This is a genomic window from Gimesia alba (assembly GCF_007744675.1).
GTDB lineage: Bacteria > Planctomycetota > Planctomycetia > Planctomycetales > Planctomycetaceae > Gimesia > Gimesia alba.
This window is the reverse complement of sequence record NZ_CP036269.1, coordinates 5,077,393-5,094,946: the sequence shown is the minus strand read 5'-3', so window position 1 is coordinate 5,094,946 and position 17,554 is coordinate 5,077,393. Positions and strand designations below refer to the sequence as shown.

The following is a 17,554-nucleotide window of genomic DNA, read 5'->3' as shown; positions in this document are numbered from 1 at the left end:
TTTACAGGCCAGAGGTTTCCACGATGTCCTTCAGGTGAAAATGGTGTTTTCCCAACTTTCCACCATAGTTTCCGGCAGTGATTTCGAGGACCCCCGGTTGTTGGCTGACGGCAATTAATCCAGCCTGCATCGCCTGTTGTACGGTGTCGAATGAGTCACCATCGATGACGATTTCGTAAACACAGCCGGTACCCTCAGGCAGTTCTGAAGTGGTCTGTGCGCGAACCGTCGGACAATAGGCATCGTTGGTGCTGGCTTTCAGTTTGGAATAACGCGAACCGACTTTGCTGCCACTGCGAACGATCCCTCCGGGGAAAGGCAGGATGATCTGTTCCAGTTTCTGCATGGCGGCAACGGCGGCTTCTGTCGCTAGCAGCCCCCTTTTCTGATCCGTCGCGCAGATGAGCAGATTGCCTCCCGCCACTCCTTTGAATGTGCCAACCCGGTCTTCGCAAACGAATTCTCCATCCATTACGGGAATCCGCCAGAGTCGGCGGTGGCCCCATTTCTTGGAGACCTGAAAACCATCACCAAAAAAACGCAGTTGGCTTCCCAGGGCGATCTGCTTTTCCGGATCTGAATCTGTGATACCGGAATAACAGGCGGTTGTCGGACAGGTCAGAATACACTGTCCGACTCGGTTCGTAACCGCTGTTTCCAGAGCAGAGCGGCTGAATGCGAAAAACATCAGGCTGACTCCCGGTCGTCCGTCGGGGCTTTCTGCTGGAGACAGATATTTTTCTACGCCGGCTTCTGCATCGCAGGCAATGACGCTTGTCGCGTAACCACTGACTTCGGCCGCAGCAATTTTGACCCAGGACTCCGTCAACGCCGTCACAATGATGCGAGTTCCCACAGTCGTGAATGCTTCAGCAAACGTGTCACAAACGGGAACGCCGTTTAATTCCAGTTCAGTTTGAGTATTCAAGTTCGTTCCCAGCCGATGTCAAAACAACGGTTTTCAGTAAAATTGTCTGCAGGATTGTACGGGGCAGTGTCTCTAAAAAGTCAACTTAGAAGCGTTTGGGGTCAGTCGTCGTGCTGCCTTGAATGAGCAGATCCATTTGGATCAACTTGGGAACACTTTTGACTTGCATTTTCTTCATGATTTTTGCGCGATGCGCTTCGACGGTTTTAAAACTGACGTCCAATTTGTCTGCAATCTCACGGCTGGATAGACCGGCCACAACATATCCCATCACTTCACGCTCCCGGCGTGTCAGTGATTCTTTACGTTCGATGAGTTCTTTGTTTTGTAACCGAGCCTGTTTATTTTTGATATCCTGTTCGATTCCTTTTTGGATATAATCCAGCAAAACCTGATCACTCACAGGTTTTTCTAAAAAGTCTACGGCACCTGCTTTCATGGCCCGCACGGCCATCGGAACATCGCCATACCCGGAGACAATAATTACCGGAATGTCATATCCCCGTTCGCGCAGTTTCTCCTGTAATTCCAGACCACTCATTCCCGGGATGCGCACATCCAGGACGAGACAGCCGGGAGAATCGGGGGAATAGCTCTCCAGAAAATCACTGGCCAGTTCATGGGTCTGAACTTTGAGGCCGACAGATTCGATGAGCCACCGAAGCGACTTGCGTATCGCCGGGTCATCATCAACTACAAATACGGTTGCTTCTTGATTGATCGTCATAACATCAGAAACCACGATGATTTTCTCCATTGATTGCAGGCAGAGTTATGAAAAAACTCGTCCCTTTTTTATTTCGACGGGGATAGAGTTTTCCGCCATGCGCTTCAATAATTGTCTGGCTGATAGACAAACCCACCCCTAGTCCTTTTTGTTTAGTTGTGTAGAACGTTTCGAAGATAGAATTTTCTTCCTCTTTTTTCAAACCTATTCCGCTATCTGTGACACAAATAACTAAATTTCCATCTTCGTCCCGATCTGATTGAATGATCAGTTTTCGTTCTTCAGCTGGTATATCGGCCATGGCTTCAATGGCATTGATTATGAGATTGACCAGAACCTGTTCAATTTGAATGGCATCGCCAATAGTCTGTAAAGGGCTCGGGCTCAGTTCCAGGTGCAACGCGACAAAATTGCGCTGGATTTCATGTTCAAGTAGTGAGATGGAATTTTGAATCACCATGTTAATATCGAGTGGTTTATGTTCGACATCACTTTTTTGGACATGCCGACGCAGACGTTTGATGGTTTCGCTGGCACGCTGGGCCTGGCGCGACATTTCTTCCAGCGGTTCAATCAATTTGTCCAGGCTGGTGGTTCCGGATCGGATACGGCGGATACAGCCATTTGTGTAATTATTGATGGCGGCGAGGGGCTGGTTTAATTCGTGGGATAATTCTGCAGCCAGTTCGCCCATTGTCGACAGGCGGGAAAGATGCGCCAGCTCGGCACGACGGCGGACTAACTCTTGCTCAGCCTGCTTCTGTTGCGTGATATCGGTGGCAATCACCATCGCTGCTATGATGACTCCCCCGCTCACCATTGCCCCCACGCGACAGGAATAGAGGGCTTTCTTGCCTTCTGCGTTGAGGCCTTCTGTTTCCATGACCTGGGGAGTGCCTGACTGAAAGACTTCTTTCAGAATCTGTTTTGCTTTGGAGATGTCCTCGGTCTTCATATATTGAAAGATCGTCGACCCAATAATCTCCTCCATTCCCAAGGATGAGATATTATGGTTGACGTAGAGGATGGTGCCATCGCAGTCCAGTGTCAAAATCGTATCGGGGGCATTGGTGACCAGCGAACGCCATTTGGCTTCCGTCTGCTGTAACGCACGATAGAGCCGATTCCGTTTTTTATACTCTTCATTCAGAATGGAATGTGCGTGTTGAAGTTCGGCTGTTCGAGATACGACTCTGGCTTCCAGATGCTCATTTAATTTTTCTAGTTCTTCCAGTGCCTGATGTTCTCCAGTGACATCTTTGACACATGAGAGCAGCAGGTTTTCGCCCCGGAAATAAATCTGGACTGCCGACAATAAGGCGCAGATGCGGGTCCCTTTCAGGTTTACGAAGTCGAAAAACAGTTCCCGCGCGGTGCCCTCCTGTTTAACCTGTTCAATCATTTCTCGGCGTTTGTCTTGGTTCGGCCAGAAACCGATATCTAAGGCACTTTGTCCCAGGATCTCTTCCCGGCTGCATTGCAGTGCAGACAAAAAGCCTTCATTGACTTCAACAAAAATTCCCGTTTCCATTTCGGTGATGCACATCGCAATCGGGTTGACCTGGAAGATTTTACTGAATCGTTCTTCAGAGAGTCGCAGTTCCTCTTGGGAAAGCGTTTTTTCTGTAATATCCGTAGCCACGGACAGAAAACCATCCACCTCTCCCTGCTCGTCAAACAGGGGCGTGTATTCCACGTCTAAAATCAGGTTGTCAAACGAGCGTTCCAGGCGTAATGCTTCACCCCTCAGAGTTTTTCTGAAGATTGAGATTAAGTCCGGATCATCGGAATACTCTTCGAAGATAGACCTGCCAACCCATTCACCAGGTTGATAGCCTACCTTTCTCAATCCTCCTCCTTCTGAGAAGGTCACGATTCCGTTCCGATCCACGGCCCAGATGATCAACGGCGTATTGGCAAGAATATTCCTGAGCAGTTGATGATCGATTTGCACCAGATTCTGCAAAAAGTCGCTGGTTTTCAATTCCGTAACATTCACTCCTGGAAATGAAGAATCGACTGGGGGGCTTTGAAGCGATTTTTTCTCTGTCACTGCTTACCTCTTAATCGCATTGGGAAGAACGTCCTAAAGTATCATGGTTAGCAGGAGTCGATTTCGAAACTGAATAATTCTGAATAGCCTGTTATCATGCATTTCAGGAAAAAATCAACTAAATGGAAACAAAATCACTACTGTCAATGGTAACTGGGCATGTAGGAGAAAGTCAAATTTTGCGCCCCGTTTCAACTGTCTGTCATGCGGGATTTTGTAAATCCAAGTCGAGTTCTCTATTGGTCTGTCCGTTTAATGTATCGTTGAGTAATACATGGTCGGTTAAATCAAACTTGAGCGGTGTGACCGTCACAAAGCCTTCGGAAAGTTCCTGTATGTCTGTGCCTGCTTCCAGACGGTGATTGCTGATTGGATCCAGGCCGCTCCAGTAATAAGGTCGTCCTCGCGGATCAATCCGTTTTTCCATGACATCAAAGTGCCGTTTGACGCCGAGCGATGTCCATTTCACACCACGAGGCCATTCTGGTTTCGTTTCCGGAAAATTCACATTCCAGAGTCTGTTGGAACCCGAGTTTTCCTGTAACAGTTTTTTGATAATCGGAATGCTCTGTTCCGCGCACTGATCATAGTCCGGCTTGATATCATTCGAAAAACTGCTGGCGGCAGAAATGGCAATCGACGTGATTCCGGCAAAAGCACCTTCGATCGCGCCAGCCACCGTTCCCGAATACAGCACATTGATTCCCACATTCGATCCGGAATTAATTCCGCTCACGATCAGATCAGGGCGTTTGGGGCAGAATTCCAGGATCCCGAGTTTGACACAATCTGCTGGACTGCCGGCAACGGCCCAGCCCCAGTGCTGTTCCTCTTCGAATTCCTGGTGTATCATCAGGGGATGGAGGTAGGTAATACTTAAGCCGACGCCACTCTGCTCAGATAAGGGAGCAACGACTTCGACATCGCCCAGTTGAGTGAGCGCCTTTTGCAGGCTCCGAATCCCAGGGGCATGAATTCCATCATCGTTGGTTAATAAGATTTGCACGAAACGACCTCAAGTGAAAAATAGAGAGCAGGGGGGCTCAGTTTGCGAGCTTCCCTGTGGTTTACTTAATTTCTGTTTGAACGAGTCATTAATATTTTATCCGAATGAGCAACTTAAATACACCGCCACGACTTTTTGTCATTATTCCGGCTGCCGGCAGGAGCCGTCGCATGGGCACACACAAACTACTGCTGACACTGGGTAAAGAAACGGTGATCCAGCGGCTGGTTCACGGATTAAGTGCACCATTTATTACCCGGATCGTGATTGTTGCCCGCAAAGAGGATGATCGATTGAAAGATCATCTTTCCGATATGGATCTGGATTTAGTTCAACCTGATGTCGATCCGCCTGATATGAAACGTAGCGTGCAAATCGGTCTGAAATGGATTGACGAGCACTATCAGCCTTCAGAACAGGACAGCTGGCTGTTAATCCCCGCCGATCATCCGGTCCTCAAACGTGAGGTGCTTGAAGTGCTTTATCAGGCTTGGAAGCAATGTCAGGCAGACGTCATGATTCCTACCTTTCAGAATCAAAAAGGGCACCCCGCTTTTTTTCGCTGGCCCGTTTCTAAGGACGTTTTTGAACTTCAAGATGATGAAGGAATCAATGCATTATGGAAAAAGCACCGGGTTCAACCTGACTTGTTCGAATGCGATTTTCCGGAAATTCTGATTGATCTGGATACGCCTGAAGATTTCGAGTCGGTGCAGCAGCAATTTTCTGAAGATTTCTGAACCTGAAGGCATCCAACAATTTAGATGCTTGGATGCCAGCCATTTTCCGGGTTTGGTTTTCTGTTGTATTTCGGGCTCATGTTGCTATCTGACAATAGGTTAACGCGCACCCATGTTGCTTTTGTGAAACTTTGCAGGTGATAACGATTGTAAAGTGAAAGCTTGATCGACCTCTTAACTAAAAAGTCATATCCCCCTTTTTTCCTCAAGTTGCCAAAACTATGTGATCTATGCTTGAGTGCTAGATAGAACAATCCGATGCGATTTTGTTTTTTCCATACGAGACGTCAGCTTTTGATTTGCATCTTTTTTCAGGTCATGTCAATAATGCAGGCAGTCATGTATGAAATGAAAATTCGGAAAACGCACACTTTCATCATGTGACGAACTTTTTTGGAGGGGGAAAAATGAGAAAGACTTTAGCCTTGGCATTTGCCACTGTGGCGATGCTGGCTGTCAGTGATTCAGCACAAGCCTGCAGGTATTTTGGAGCAGCCAGTTATAACTGTTGCCCCACTGTTGCCTGTCAACCAACGGCCTGTTACACCGCTTGTCGTGTTGAGCGGAAAACATGCTACCGTACTGTATACGACCGGGTTTTAGAACCTCAGCAGTATACGGCTTATCGTACTGAATACGAGACAGTCTACGAAGACAAGCAGCAGACCTGTTATCGCATGGTGAATGAAACCGTTTACCGCGATGTCGAATATACGGTCCAGAAACCAGTATATCAAACATCGGAACGTGAAGAACGTTACACCGTGCGACGCCCTGTAGTCGAGACCAAGTATCGCGATTGCAGCTATCAGGTACAGCGCCCTGTCTGGGAAAATCATGAGCGGGAGTGTCGTCGCACCGTGATGCGACCGGTTGTGGAAACAATCGAACAGGAATGCCGCCAGACGGTGATGCGTCCTGTTACGGAAACTGTAAACCAGGAACGTTGCTACACGGTCATGAAACCAGTAACAACCTACCGTACGGTACATCGTTTACAGGGTGTTTGGGAAACCAAACAGATTCAAAAACGGGGAAGATGCCGTCCCTGCTGGACGACGGATGCCTGTGGCGTTCCTCGGATGACCATGGTTCAGGTTCCCGGCAGAACACACTGTCGGAAAGTCTGGCGACTGAAAAGAGTCGCTTGCCAGGTTCCTTGTACGCAGTATGTGCCTCAGGTAGTTCGTCAGAGCTGCCCGGTTCAGGTGACTCGTTATGTGCCTGAAGTGATCGTGAACAAAGTACCTGTGAAGGTCTGTAAAATGGTCCCTGAAGTGGTTGTCACCAAGGTTCCTTACCGGACTTGTCGCTGGGTCACCGAAACGGTTGCTCAGAAAGTTCCTTACCAGACCTGTAACTGGGTCTGCGAAGAGCGAGTCCGTAAAGTTCCCGTGCAAACCTGTAAAATGGTTTCAGAGAAATGCACCCGCAAAGTTGCTGAGTGCGTGACTCGTAAAGTTCCTTTCACAGTCACTCACCGTGTTGCTCGTTGCGTACCGAAACAGGTACCTGTTACTTGCACACGTTATGTTTCCAAGTGTGTGGCCCGTAAGGTTCCTTACGAAGTTTGCACCATGGTTCCACAAACGGTCTGTCCGACAACTGCCTGTGCAACCGGCAATTGTGGACTGGTACCTCAAACTCGGGAATCAGCAAAACCTGTGGTTCCGGAACCACAACCAGAACCAGAAGCAAATCCTAAGACGGCTCCAGCGAAACCAGATGTTTCCGCTTAGTCGTAAAAGTGATTCGCTTGTGATGTGAATGAATCGAGGCAGGTTTCAATTGAAACCTGCCTCTTTTTTTATAGCCCTGACAAAGGGACTGACGAAAAGGAACAAAACTCTGGCCTTCTCATGATGACGATGTCTGAAACGACAAGTGTGTCATTTCGTGAGGTTTAATAGCCTCCTTCAGATCGCAGTCCTTCGGCACCACAGACGATATCGCAGCTTGTGTTCAAGTCGCAATCGTCAAACGCATCATCGAATTCACTGCCCATGTAATAGCTTTTGGTTTTGCCGTGGCTACCTGACCAGAATCCAGTGAAGGCATACGTCTGGTTCAGAGCACCAATTGCGTTGGAAACGTCGTTCAATTCCGTATTCACGGCGACGGCAACTTCACTCAGGCCAACGATCATTGCCAGAACTGCAATCGTCAGAACCAAGACTAATTCAGCAGAAATGATGAACCCCGCTTCATCATTGTACAAACGGCGTACGATACCTAACATTTGAGAGTCCCCTTAACTTGATTGTAGAGTGTGCCGAAAAACGATGGATTGTTATTCAGCACAGTGAGAGAGTTATTCTTTTCGTGAGAGAGTTTTACATTTCATCAATCTGCATTGAGGTCGCACTCAATTGAATTGACGTGTAGGATAAGAATGCAGACTGTGTGCCAGAACAGTTCTGTCGGGGAAATCAACAGTCAAACGCGTGGGGCTATCTCTTTTGTTTCCCTTTGTTTACGAGTTTTTTGGTCGGGTTGCCACGGGGAAACTTCTTTCAGACAAATTAGTCCAGTATGTAAACTGGATTGAACACTTTTTTTGAACAAAGTGTAAGATCTGCTAATCGTAAAAAAAGAACCGGCGGGGGTCCCCACCGGTTCAATGAGAGAGTTGAATTATCGCATTTGGTAACTACGGAGTGACACTTTCAGAAGCAGTCACCGCGTTTGTTCCTGTCACCAGATCACAGCTCGTGTTCAGATCGCAGTCATCAACAGCGTCGTGGAACCCGGAACCTGCGTAGTGACTTTTCGATTTGCCTTCACAAAAAGTACTGGCAGTAAAACCGGTATAAGCATAACTTTGATTCAGAGCACCGATGGCGTTTGAGACGTCGTTCAATTCGGTGTTTACAGAAAGAGCAACTTCACTCAATCCCACAATCATAGCCAGAACAGCGATAGTCAGCACTAGAACCAGTTCTGCCGAAATAACAAATCCACATTCATTTTGCCAAAAAGCCCGCATCATGATTTTGATCTCCTGTTTTGAAGAAAACTCTGCTCAGGAAGTTCCCGAGCAGAGTTTTGTGAATTTAGCCGTAATAAAATTACGGAGTAACTGATTCAGAAGCAGTTACAGCAGTTGTACCTGTAACCAGGTCACAAGTGGTGTTCAGGTCGCAGTCATCGACAGCGTCATTGAAACGTGAACCAGCGTAGTGGCTCTTGTTTTTTCCACCTGTTCCAGCGAAACCAGTGTAGGCATAGCTCTGGTTCAGAGATCCGATTGCGTTTGAAATGTCGTTTAATTCAGTGTTAACAGCAACAGCAACTTCGCTCAATCCGACGATCATAGCCAGTACAGCGATGGTCAAAACGAGTACTAATTCTGCGGAAATAACGAAACCTGCTTCATCGTTCCAAAGTTGATTTAACATACTAGTGAGTTCCTTGGTTTTTAAAATTTAGTTGAGAGACTAATAGTGGATCGATTTCTCAAAATGAGAAACCTATCCCATAACGAAGAGATCCATATCACAGATGCAATATTTCTCTCTGAGCCAGAGTGAGACAACGCTCCATTCAGGCACACTTTGTGAAACTACCGGCCCGTAATTTCACGTCACAAACTGCAGTATTGTTTTCCTAAATATTTTTAAATGCACACGTTATGACCCGCGGAGCAATGGAAGCCCAAAATGATGACATTGGCACCATTCGCATTGAATGCTCTCTCACCTTCATGCAATGCAGTTAGCTCCTCTTCTTCTTTCGGGGACAAATCGCAAGAAATAGAAGAAGCCTCAACACGGGTCACAACGCTGCGAATCAATATGTGAGTATTAACCAACCAGACTTCCTGGTTTTTTCAATTCGATTCAACTTGTTATGCTCAGCCCATAACGCAGTCGGTGTGCCAGACAAAAAAAGAAACATTGATGACAGAAGTCCACAAAGCGTGTGGAGAGAAAGAAACACATCTTTGGAATCGCTATAAATGTAATCAAAGATAGAATTTACACAGATAGTCGATAGGAGAGTCACAAAGACGTAGAAAGAGCGATTGGTTGTTTTCTGGCAACGCGGTCTATCAAAAAATTTGAACAGTCTGATAAAACAACTGTCAAACAGTTGAGCGGTTTTTTATACATCGCCCCCGTAGTGCCTGTCTGTCTTGCCAGGCCTGGAGTAAAGGGTGGTGAATCAAAATCTGGGAAGAACTCTGCTCAGGAGAAGCCCTGAACAGAGTTTTCGTCTTTACATTCATCCCAAAACTAATACTAGGGAGTAGTAGCTTCAGAAGCAGTCACAACACCAGTACCAGTTACCAGGTCACATGTGGTGTTCAGGTCACAGTCATCAGTAGCGTCGTTAAACCGTGAACCGGCATAAAAGCTCTTGCTTTTTCCACCATTTCCAACGAAACCAGTGTAAGCATAGCTCTGGTTCAGGGCTCCGATTGCGTTTGAAATATCGTTTAATTCAGTGTTTACAGCGACAGCGACTTCGCTCAGTCCAACGATCATGGCTAGAACGGCGATAGTCAGAACGAGAACTAATTCCGCAGAAATTACGAAACCAGCTTCGTCATTCCAAAGTTGATTCAACATGTTTGAGTTCCTTAATTGTTTTACTTGAGAATAAGAGTTTTTGTTTTCGATTCAGATCGAGAAATCATGAACCGCGAGAGACTACATCCACGTGATTTCACGCAAATGCACCAGCATTGATCACTGAAAGACCGGACAAGCACCAAGGAACTTATCAGAATACTTCCAGCGATCGGGGAAACAGTCTGCTTCTGCTACCAGCGAAAATATGAGAACCGGTTCACCCATATTGTCTTTGGAACGCGAACCTGTAAGTCACAGGTCCGAAGCAGAGTTTTCCCACTATGCTGGTTATGGTGATCGCACAGATCGTGCCGAAGGCGTAATCTTTACAAGCCCTACAATGGGTAGATCAGGAAAACTTTCGCTAACGCCTTTTATTGTTCAGGTTTAACATGCGGAATTGCTGCAGCTATAAGTCGCACGATGGCTTAAGATGTGGCCTATTTGTAAGGAATCTGAAACACTGCTTTACATTTTCTGTTTATAATGTCCTACAAATCGTTTTATTGATCATAATCTGTTGATTTATCTTAAAAGCAGTTCCACTCTCAAGATAAATTCCAGACCCTGTTTCAGTTGTGCCATTTGATTTTTGACATCATTTAAGACTCAAAACTAGCAGCGGAAAATCGAATTTGTTTTGGATAAGGATCTCCGGAAGAGCCGAACCTCTCCCGGAGATCTGGTCAGAGTTGCAATCGAATCACTCTTTTTGAACCGATCGAATTAACTCTTACCTCAAGATTCCGCCTTCAGAACTTGATCTGCTAGCCGGTATTAACAAGTCACAGGTCGTGTTCAAATCACAGTCATCGACCGTGTCCAGGAACATGGACCCAAGATACAATGAATCATTCCCCTCAAAACCTGTGGCTACGTAACTTTGATTGAATGATCCAAAGGCATTTGAGAGATCGTTGAGTTCTGTGTTCACAGCGACAGCAATCTGGCTGAGGCCTACTATCATCGCCATGCAGCCGATGGTGAGTATGAGAACGAGTTCTGAGGCGATAATGAAGCCCGCTTCTTCTTTCCAGAATTGATTAATCATAATGAGTTCCTTTTTAGAGAGGACAAAAATCAGGTCCGAGATTGAGAAATCTTGAACCGAGAGAATGTGTCAGGTATGGATGGTGCCATACACTTCAGCAATTGTTAGAAAGTATCCGTTACAGTCAGAATGACTGGTTGAGATGACCCACTAACCAGAAAACTCAGGAGAACCAAACGAAGATGTGAGAACCGGTTCATACAAATTGCGTTTGGGGTCAGCCTTTTTACAGGTCTGTTTCATTGAATTCCCAAACTGCTAAGCTGAATAAAACGCAGAGAACATGCCAAGCTGAGATTCTTTCCAAACGATTCAAATCGCAATTTCAAAAAAAGCTTCCTAATCACTTTTATCGGTAGTGTTTAGTGTGTGTATAGGTGATTTTGTACCTGATCATATGGTGTCTTCTGGTGGATATTATGATGAACGATTTTGTACAATTCGTGAAACAAAATGCTCAGTCCATGTTAAATATTTGTTTGCGATTTTTTACGTGTGTCGAAATGCAATGAGTGTAAAGCCTCCTATAGTAAGAGTTTACTAAATCAATGAATTCAAGGGAACTGTTAAATTGTCGGCACAGCGGTTGGCGATCAAATGCAAGTATAAATGGTCTCCCGGAAAACCTGATTAACCAATCGACTTTATTTCAGTAAGAAACGCAGTCATGTGTTAAAGTTAAGTGAGAGATAATTCGTGTCGTTACGCACGAGTGAATGATCTAATTTAGAAAGCGTTTTTTAGCTATGCAGGTTACCATTTCCGCCGTCGGTCCGGACAATCGTGGATTAGCTGATCCCATCGTGCATTATGTCACAGGTGTGGGGGCGAATATTCACGAAATTCAGATGTACGACCATGATTCCGAGCATCTGTTTGCGATGTTGCTGCGAATCGACTGGCCGATCGACGTGGAACCCATTGCAGTTCTGCGCGAGCGGATCATGCAGATCGGCACGCAAAAGGGACTGACCTTGAGGGTCTGGGCGCGGGATGAACATGATCGTCCCCCACGCCTTGCCATTTGTACGACCTTTCGTAGTGAACCTGCGGAAGCCGTGCTGAATGCTATTCAGTCTGGTGTCGTCAATGCAGAGCCCGCTGTAATTATTGGAAATCGGGATCGCTGTCAGGCTTTAGCCGACAGGCATCAGGTTGATTTTCACAATATCGGCGATGATCGCGGTAACCCGGATAATTCCCGTATGGTCGAACTGTTCGACTCCTACGATATCGATTATGTTTTGCTGGCCCGTTACATGCGCGTTTTGCCCCCCAGTATCTGCTGGAGTTTTGCCGGTGGGAGAATCATCAACCTGCATCACGGGCTACTCCCTTCTTATCCCGGTTTCCAACCTTACGAAGATGCGTTCAGCCATCATATGCTGACGTTTGGCGCCACGATTCATTTTATTATTCCAGAATTAGACGCGGGCAATCAGATCATCCATCAGAACGCGTTCACGGTTTCACCGGGGACATCATTAAAAGAGATCAAGCGAATTGGTGAAACGGAGCATGAGCCGGAATGTCTCGTGGAAGGGGTCCGTCGAGTCATCGATCGCGAAGTCGAACTCCACTTCCATCGTGTGGTGGGCATGGAAGACCGGAAATAATGTTGTCTCGACGCCTATGAGGTTTCTTGCAATTTGGTTTTGACCAGCTCAAACACCGAGTCGAACATGGGTTCGGTCAACCGCCCGGTAAAGGTATTCTGTTGGCTGGGGTGATAGCTGCCGACCAGCCAGTGCCCATCGGGGAATTGAAATGAGGCGCCATGTGAGAAAGCGGGGCGTTTGCCGGTCCAGTTGATCCCCTGGCGTTTTTTGAAATCCAGTACCGCTTTCCAGCCGATCTGCCCTAATGCCAGAAAGACTTTGACGGGAAGCAGGTCGACCGTCTGTTCCAGCCAGGGATGACAGTTTTCAATTTCTTCACGCGTCGGTTTATTGGCCGGGGGGGCACAATGGCAGGTGGCGGTGATTACACAGTTTCGTAGTTGCAGTCCATCGTCTATGTGCTCTGCCTGAGGCTGATTCGCGAAGCCTGCTTTGAACAGTGCCCGGTACAGCCAGTCTCCGCTTCGGTCTCCCGTAAACATGCGGCCGGTGCGGTTTGCCCCGTGTGCAGCGGGTGCGAGTCCCACAATCAACAATTCCGCCTGTGGGTCGCCAAAATTAGGAACTGGTTTGCCCCAGTACTCCCAATCTTGAAATGACTTTCGTTTTTCAGCGGCGATTTTTTGACAATGGGCCAGTAATCGTTCACATTTCGTGCAATTCACGATGTTCTGATTCAACTGATTCCATCTGGATCCAGGCATCATTCCCTCTTTTTTTCAAGCTCATTCATTAAAATACCGGATTATAACTGTTGTGATACTTAGTTCAGATAAACCGATTAAATACGACATATCTGCATTACCAATACCAGCAAACAGGTGAGACAGTCAAACCGGACTCTATATTTAAAGAGAACATTTTAAAATCCAGACTTGAAAAGCCGTCTGATGCCACTTTACGATAGTGTCAAAGTGCTGCTTAGTTCGATTTTGCATCGGCACGGCGCTTGTCAATGATATTCCGCTTTTGAATTTAAGCCCATTTCAGGAACAGTGATTGTGTCGAAACTTCAACTCCCTCTGATGTCACTGGTAGCGGCAATACCCGGTGGTTTTTTGACTTACCTGCTGGTGATGGCATTTCTGAATCATGCAGAAGCCATGTCGACCCCCCTGCTTGGTGTGGCAGGACTGACGCTTTTGCTGAGTGGCTTTCTGACAATCTTACCAATTGGTGCTTTGATTTTTGGCCCCAAAGGAGCCTCGAAGAAAAAAGCGAAAGACGAGGATCAGCCCGAGCCTGCAGCTGAAGAAGATGAATATGCTTCTGATTCGGCAGCCGAACTTTCCGATGAATTCGCCGAAGACGAATTTGAAGACGACGACGAAATGGCGGCCTCAGGAGATGACCTGGATTTCGGCGAAGAAGATGAGTTCAGCGACAGTGAAATCAGTGGTGAGATCGAAGACGAAGAATTTGATTTCAGCGATGAGTACGAATTCGATGATGAGGATGAAGAGGACAAGTAAACGGGCCATTGCCCTCTTTCATTCTCATTATCATTTTGCTTATTTCAGGTGTTCCTGAAAAAACTGATCCATGTCAGCGACCATGTCGTTGAACCAGGGGAGTTGATTCCAGCAACCATGTTTCCCGTTGGGATACACTTTGACGCCGGTCTTGACGCCCAGCGACGTCAGTTTTTCACGCGAAGGCGCGTTCCGTTCGGGATGATCGTGCTCTCCCATCATGAATAGCAGTGGCGGAGTCTGCTCGGAAAGATGCAGATACGCGTCACTGAGTTCATATAACTCGGGTGCTTCATCAATGGTTTTTCCCAGCCACTGATTCGAATTGGATTTCTGGGGATCCTTGTGAGAGCGTTCCGCGACTGAGCCCGTAGCCATCTGCATCGGCCCCGCCATGACGATGGCTGCCTGCAGTGCAGAAGACTGATCTTGGTGACCGGCGTCTCCCTGCAATGTTTTGACATGCGGTGCCGCCGCCATAAGTCCGACCAGATGACCGCCGGCAGAACCTCCCACGGCACCAATTTGCTGTGGATTCACATGATACTGTTTTGCTTCTCCCCGCAAAAACCGGACGGCGGCATTGCAGTCCTGAATTCCTGCCGGAAACTTTGCTTCATGTCCCAGGCGATATCCAACGGCCATTGTGACATAACCGCGTTCCGCCAATGCAATCGCCAGAGCTCGGAACTTGGCTTTGTCTCCATTCAGCCACCCGCCGCCGTGTACGACAACTACCGCGGGAAACGGGCCTTTTCCGTTCGGGACAAAGAGATCAGCCAGTAATTTCCGTGGTCCAGCTTGTCCATATACCACATTCAGATGGGGAGTGACGGTATCAGGAACATTTGTCGAAGGACGTTTTGAACTGGTTTTTGTAGTCGGCTCGGAAGCAGGTTCAGGCACACAGCCGTAGGCGTTCATGCGTTGACGATATAAACCGCCAAAACCGGTAATGTAGAGCGAACGCAGATCCCGATCGCCGAACGCACAGTTAATGGGACGCGTCGGCGTATGAATTTTCGCCAGCAGTTTGCCTTCGGGATTCCAGATCCAGATATCCGCGGGACCCGCGCAATAGACGTTGCCTGCACGGTCAACTGTCATGCCGTCGGCTCCTTTGTCCGGACCCGAATCCATTTTGGCAAATAATTTCCCGTTAGCGGTAACACCTGGTTTGGTCACGTTATATGCCCAGATTTCTTTCGGGACATAAGCGGCGACATACAGCGTCTTGCCATCCGGTGACAGGATCAATCCGTTGGGGGTTTTAATGTCGTCGATGGCGACAGACTGTTTGCCCTCCGGGGAAATATAGATGACTTCTCCCTGGCCGGTGAGCGTGTAATAGATCCCGCCATCTTGATCAACGACCAGATCATTGGGGCGGCGGGGAGGCTTGGCGTCCGCTGGTTGACCAGCGATTCGTTTTTTTTGCTTGCCATTCAATACACTGATCTGACTGGCTCCGTTGTCTGACAGATAAAGTTTACCATGATTGAAATAACTGGCGCTGATCCGGCCGGCGTCATCCAGAAATACCGAAACTTTTCCCGAGCGGGGATGATAACGATATAGTTTGCCCCCTTTCACGTCGGGGAAATACAGATTGCCTCCTCCGTCCCAGGCAGGGCCATCCGCCAGACCGAAATCGGTGGCGATGGTTTCCAGCGGAGATGAAGTATCGACAATCGAATCGGCGGCGGTGCCGATCTGATTGAATAAGGCAAGCGACAAAAGAAAGAGGGCGAGTTGTTTCATAGATCGTTCCTAAAATTCGGTTCAAAGGTGTAAGAATATTGATCGGTCTAAAAGCTTATTATTGCCTGACGAGACGGATTTGTCGTACGTCCATCACGGCATTCCTGGCTTTTTTGATTGGTTTCACCTGGAGCGACTGGACCCCGGTTTGATCGAGTTTCAGTTTCCCAATGTGACGTTCTTTAAAATTTTGAAAGTGCCCCGTCTCTTCAACGGTTAATTTCAGCTTTTGATCATTGACTGAAACTTGAACTTCACTGCCTCCCTGTCCGCGGCCGCAGCCTTGTAGCAGATAAACATCAAATACACCGGGTGTTTTCAGATCCAGTTTCCATTCACACCAGTCGTTTTCATTAGCCCAATAGCCGACCGTATTTTTATGAGGCTGCGGTTCATAGCGGAGCAGCATGCCGTGCACGAGGGCATCTTTGGCATCCAGAACGACCTGCTGATCGGCATTTTCGGAAATGACTTTCGGTTTCACAGGCAGATAAGGGGCCTCATTAAATTCCACGATCACCGTTGCCGATGCTGGCACTGACTCTGGCAGCTGGATTTCCCATTCTTCAATGCCCGGTTTGAGTGTGAGTGGTTTTTTCGTGTCATCGTCTGCAAGGTAAATCGTTTTGACACGGTTATTCAAACGCGGGATAGTGACGCTTTTGGGGGGCTTGGAATCAGAAAGCTTCAGTTTCAGGCCTTGCGGTAAAGCACTGATGGTTCCCCAGCTTTTTTTGATGGGAAATTGTTTCTGGTCTGTCTGAGCAGCGAATTTCGTCGCGGACAGGGCTGAGTGACCGTGGAAAAAACAGACCACGGTCCCTACAATTAAGAGCACGGAAAACTGGGGGATGAGATTTCGAGTGAACCTCAACGTCAAGTTGTGCATCAAAACTAGTGCCTCTCGATTGATGTTGAAAATGGAAGTCAGTGAAATTAATGTTCCATTCTTGATGATCTCAATCGGCAGATCAATCGATAAACAAGTGAATGGGACAGTTCTTCCAAAGAAACCTTTTCTGTCCGTGAATGACCAGGACGAGACAGGACAAAAAGAAAGACATCAATGAGCGACGAAGATCAGACGATCGCCGAAACCCGTTTCTTAAAATTAATCAAACGCGGACGCTGGGAATTCGTCCAGCGTGTGAATCTGTCGGGGGTCGTCTGTCTGTTTCCGCTTACGGAAGATTACCGGGTGATTCTGGTGGAACAGTTTCGTCCCCCCGTCAATGCGCCCGTGATCGAGTTTCCTGCAGGACTGGCCGGAGATATCAAGGGGCAGGAGGAAGAAGCGTTCGAGACAGCCGCTGCGCGAGAACTGATCGAAGAAACAGGATATGAAGCACAGACCATGATTCCACTGGGATCCACTGTCTCTTCCGCCGGTCTGACTGACGAAGCCGTTGATTTCTTTCTCGCGCTGGATCTGAAAAAAGTCGCGGCCGGGGGCGGTGATGAATCAGAAAATATCACCGTACATGCGGTTCCCTTCCAAGAGATCGAGTCGTGGTTACAGGCCGCACAGGAGCGAGGTTGCCTGTTGGATGCGCGGATTTACGCCGGCCTTTACTTTTTATCAAAACACATTCCCGAAAACCTCTGATCGGTTTCTTTCTTTCA

17 protein-coding genes are annotated in these 17,554 nt (G+C 47.6%); 5 read left to right on the top strand and 12 right to left on the bottom strand.

What is annotated here, in order from left to right; all coding sequences use genetic code 11:
* Window position 1: 1 nt before the first annotated feature.
* The 4 genes from fhcD to surE form a co-directional block, all read right to left on the bottom strand.
* The gene (gene fhcD, locus Pan241w_RS19070; RefSeq protein ID WP_198000023.1) at window positions 2-928 is read right to left on the bottom strand and encodes a formylmethanofuran--tetrahydromethanopterin N-formyltransferase; all 927 of its coding nucleotides are present in this window, start codon (window positions 926-928) and stop codon (window positions 2-4) included.
* Window positions 929-1,013: 85 nt separating this feature from the next.
* Entirely contained in the window at window positions 1,014-1,670 is a 657-nt protein-coding gene (locus Pan241w_RS19065; protein WP_232107198.1) for a response regulator transcription factor, read from the bottom strand.
* Window positions 1,660-3,708: a PAS domain S-box protein gene (locus tag Pan241w_RS19060; protein WP_145218895.1), complete on the bottom strand. Its 2,049-nt coding sequence runs from the start codon at window positions 3,706-3,708 to the stop codon at window positions 1,660-1,662. The genes Pan241w_RS19065 and Pan241w_RS19060 overlap by 11 nt, the downstream gene beginning before the upstream one ends.
* 202 nt (window positions 3,709-3,910) lie before the next feature.
* A complete protein-coding gene (gene surE, locus Pan241w_RS19055) occupies window positions 3,911-4,714 on the bottom strand; it encodes a 5'/3'-nucleotidase SurE (RefSeq protein ID WP_145218893.1) in 804 nt (267 codons plus the stop codon).
* A gap of 104 nt (window positions 4,715-4,818) precedes the next feature.
* On the opposite strand from surE, the gene Pan241w_RS19050 reads away from it, so the two are divergent.
* Both Pan241w_RS19050 and Pan241w_RS19045 read left to right on the top strand, forming a co-directional pair.
* Window positions 4,819-5,454, top strand: coding sequence for a nucleotidyltransferase family protein (locus tag Pan241w_RS19050; protein WP_145218891.1), 636 nt, complete (start codon window positions 4,819-4,821; stop codon window positions 5,452-5,454).
* Between the two features lie 407 nt (window positions 5,455-5,861).
* The gene (locus tag Pan241w_RS19045; RefSeq protein ID WP_145218889.1) at window positions 5,862-7,193 is read left to right on the top strand and encodes a hypothetical protein; all 1,332 of its coding nucleotides are present in this window, start codon (window positions 5,862-5,864) and stop codon (window positions 7,191-7,193) included.
* A 164-nt stretch (window positions 7,194-7,357) separates the two neighbouring features.
* Here Pan241w_RS19045 and Pan241w_RS19040 read toward each other — a convergent pair whose 3' ends face one another.
* The 5 genes from Pan241w_RS19040 to Pan241w_RS19020 all read right to left on the bottom strand — a co-directional run bounded on the left by Pan241w_RS19040 (window position 7,358) and on the right by Pan241w_RS19020 (window position 11,079).
* Complete coding sequence (locus tag Pan241w_RS19040) at window positions 7,358-7,693, bottom strand: hypothetical protein (RefSeq protein ID WP_390620949.1); 336 nt, start codon at window positions 7,691-7,693, stop codon at window positions 7,358-7,360.
* 411 nt (window positions 7,694-8,104) lie between these two features.
* Entirely contained in the window at window positions 8,105-8,443 is a 339-nt protein-coding gene (locus tag Pan241w_RS19035; protein WP_145218887.1) for a hypothetical protein, read from the bottom strand.
* A 79-nt stretch (window positions 8,444-8,522) separates the two neighbouring features.
* The gene (locus Pan241w_RS19030) at window positions 8,523-8,852 is read right to left on the bottom strand and encodes a hypothetical protein (RefSeq protein WP_145218885.1); all 330 of its coding nucleotides are present in this window, start codon (window positions 8,850-8,852) and stop codon (window positions 8,523-8,525) included.
* A gap of 843 nt (window positions 8,853-9,695) precedes the next feature.
* Window positions 9,696-10,025 carry a hypothetical protein gene (locus Pan241w_RS19025; RefSeq protein WP_145218883.1) on the bottom strand — a complete coding sequence of 110 codons (330 nt, stop codon included), beginning with the start codon at window positions 10,023-10,025 and terminating at the stop codon, window positions 9,696-9,698.
* 736 nt (window positions 10,026-10,761) lie between these two features.
* Window positions 10,762-11,079: a Flp family type IVb pilin gene (locus Pan241w_RS19020; protein WP_145218881.1), complete on the bottom strand. Its 318-nt coding sequence runs from the start codon at window positions 11,077-11,079 to the stop codon at window positions 10,762-10,764.
* A gap of 746 nt (window positions 11,080-11,825) precedes the next feature.
* On the opposite strand from Pan241w_RS19020, the gene Pan241w_RS19015 reads away from it, so the two are divergent.
* On the top strand, window positions 11,826-12,695 hold the full coding sequence (locus Pan241w_RS19015) for a formyltransferase family protein (protein WP_145218879.1): 870 nt from the start codon (window positions 11,826-11,828) through the stop codon (window positions 12,693-12,695).
* A 14-nt stretch (window positions 12,696-12,709) separates the two neighbouring features.
* On the opposite strand, the gene Pan241w_RS19010 is transcribed toward Pan241w_RS19015, so the two are convergent.
* Window positions 12,710-13,402: a uracil-DNA glycosylase gene (locus tag Pan241w_RS19010; RefSeq protein WP_145223444.1), complete on the bottom strand. Its 693-nt coding sequence runs from the start codon at window positions 13,400-13,402 to the stop codon at window positions 12,710-12,712.
* 297 nt (window positions 13,403-13,699) lie between these two features.
* Here Pan241w_RS19010 and Pan241w_RS19005 point away from each other — a divergent pair, with 297 nt between their 5' ends.
* Entirely contained in the window at window positions 13,700-14,170 is a 471-nt protein-coding gene (locus Pan241w_RS19005) for a hypothetical protein (protein WP_145218877.1), read from the top strand.
* Window positions 14,171-14,209: 39 nt separating this feature from the next.
* On the opposite strand, the gene Pan241w_RS19000 is transcribed toward Pan241w_RS19005, so the two are convergent.
* Window positions 14,210-15,931, bottom strand: a complete 1,722-nt coding sequence (locus tag Pan241w_RS19000) for an SMP-30/gluconolactonase/LRE family protein (protein WP_145218875.1) — start codon at window positions 15,929-15,931, stop codon at window positions 14,210-14,212.
* 58 nt (window positions 15,932-15,989) lie between these two features.
* Complete coding sequence (locus Pan241w_RS18995; protein WP_145218874.1) at window positions 15,990-16,820, bottom strand: DUF5077 domain-containing protein; 831 nt, start codon at window positions 16,818-16,820, stop codon at window positions 15,990-15,992.
* A gap of 177 nt (window positions 16,821-16,997) precedes the next feature.
* On the opposite strand from Pan241w_RS18995, the gene Pan241w_RS18990 reads away from it, so the two are divergent.
* Window positions 16,998-17,537 carry an NUDIX hydrolase gene (locus Pan241w_RS18990; protein ID WP_145218872.1) on the top strand — a complete coding sequence of 180 codons (540 nt, stop codon included), beginning with the start codon at window positions 16,998-17,000 and terminating at the stop codon, window positions 17,535-17,537.
* Window positions 17,538-17,554: the final 17 nt, after the last annotated feature.